2 protein-coding genes and 1 pseudogene are annotated in these 1,486 nt (G+C 44.1%); all 3 read right to left on the reverse strand.

All coding sequences use genetic code 11. The features are described from left to right. A pseudogene (locus R7070_RS25015) lies at nt 1–178 on the reverse strand (allophanate hydrolase); the annotation flags it as partial. Then, complete coding sequence (locus R7070_RS25020) at nt 175–858, reverse strand: allophanate hydrolase subunit 1 (protein WP_318141372.1); 684 nt, start codon at nt 856–858, stop codon at nt 175–177. The gene R7070_RS25020 and the pseudogene R7070_RS25015, both read right to left, overlap by 4 nt. Continuing rightward, nucleotides 858–1,486, reverse strand: a 629-nt coding sequence (locus tag R7070_RS25025) for a 5-oxoprolinase subunit PxpA (RefSeq protein ID WP_318141373.1), incomplete at its 5' end; no start/stop codon positions are given. The genes R7070_RS25025 and R7070_RS25020, both read right to left, overlap by 1 nt.

Raw genomic sequence — 1,486 nt, forward strand, 5'->3', positions numbered from 1 at the left:
TAATCTCGATTGCTGAGCAATTCACACGATTTCCAAGTAAATGATTAGCCCAACTGTAGGCGTAATCATCAACAGGACCACCTTGCGTTATCCCGATGTGAGCAAGACCAAAACGGCCAAAGTCTTGAATCAATGACAAAGGCCCTGACTTTTCAACTAATAATCCTGATGCGCTCATAACGATCCCCCTAACTCAAGAAATTCCTGTTTTGATACCGTATAAAACGTGACCTTGTCACCAACTTCAAAAGGAATAAAAGGAGGAGTATCCGAAAAGAGTGAGAGAGGAGAACGACCTATGATATTCCAACCACCTGGACTGTCTGATGGGTAAACAGCGGTCTTACTATCGGCAATGCCGACACTTCCTGATGGCACAAACGTTCTCGGCGTTTTTAACCTAGGCATGGCGATACTCTCTTCCACATCAGAAAGAAAGGCGAAGCCAGGTGCGAACCCAATCGCGGAAACGGTATATACCGGCTTTGTATGAGCATCAATAAGCGCGCCGATATCAATGCCTTGTTCTTCAAAACGCTTCAAATCTAAAGCAGTTTCTTCCGAGTAATAAACGGGGATCGAAATTTCGTTAGGCTCAGCCTTGTCGGCTTTATTTGGATCAAACGCGACTAAGATATTGTGCAGTATGTCGACTAACTGAAATTCACTGATTCTGAACGGTAAGTAATCAATTAACACGGTTCGATAGGAAGGAACGATATTCATGACAATATGGGACAGATGTTGGTTCATTGCTCGCGCTAACTGTCCAATTGAGTTTTCAGAAATGGTTTCATCAAATCGAATCAAAATGCTGCATTCAGAAACCAAATCAATCGAGAACTTTGTTTGATGCATTAATTTCCTCCGGAGTAGAGGCTTTGACGAATTTTTTGAATCAAAGCGATCGACTCTTCATTGTCTCCATGGACGCATATTGTGTCCGCTTCTAACAAGATATAACTGCCTGACGCGGTTTTTACTCGGCCTGAATCAGCCAATGTTCTGACTTGTTCTAAAATCGCTAGCTCATCTTTCAAAACGGCATTTGGGTGCGTTCTTGGTGTCAACATCCCATCATCCTGATACAGGCGATCGGCAAACGCCTCAAACAACAATGGCACATCATAATCGTCCGCGATTTCTAAATATTTTTCGTTCTCTTGCGATGCAAGGATCATCAACGGCACTTTAAACAGCGCGGCTGCTTTAACGACCGCTCGAAAAACCGCATCGCTTTTCATCATATCGTTGTAAAGGGCACCATGAGGCTTGATATAACCGATATCGGTATACTGCGCACGACACAAAGCCTGCAACGCGCCAACTTGATAGATCACCATGTTAGTAATTTCATCGCTGCTCATACTGAGGCTGCGTCGACCAAAACCTTGTAAGTCGGGATAACCGGGATGCGCACCAATATCAACATCGTGAAGATTCGCTAAGGTAATCGTGTCGTGCATCACGTTCGGATCGGAAAGAT

Origin of the sequence: Vibrio sp. 1557, from assembly GCF_033340175.1 — a bacterium.
Classification (GTDB): Bacteria; Pseudomonadota; Gammaproteobacteria; order Enterobacterales; family Vibrionaceae; genus Vibrio; species Vibrio alginolyticus.

Bases quoted from the DNA above. Each gene is read 5' to 3' on its own strand.
- R7070_RS25020 (WP_318141372.1), bottom strand. From the start codon at position 858: ATGCATCAAACAAAGTTCTCGATTGATTTGGTTTCTGAATGCAGCATT.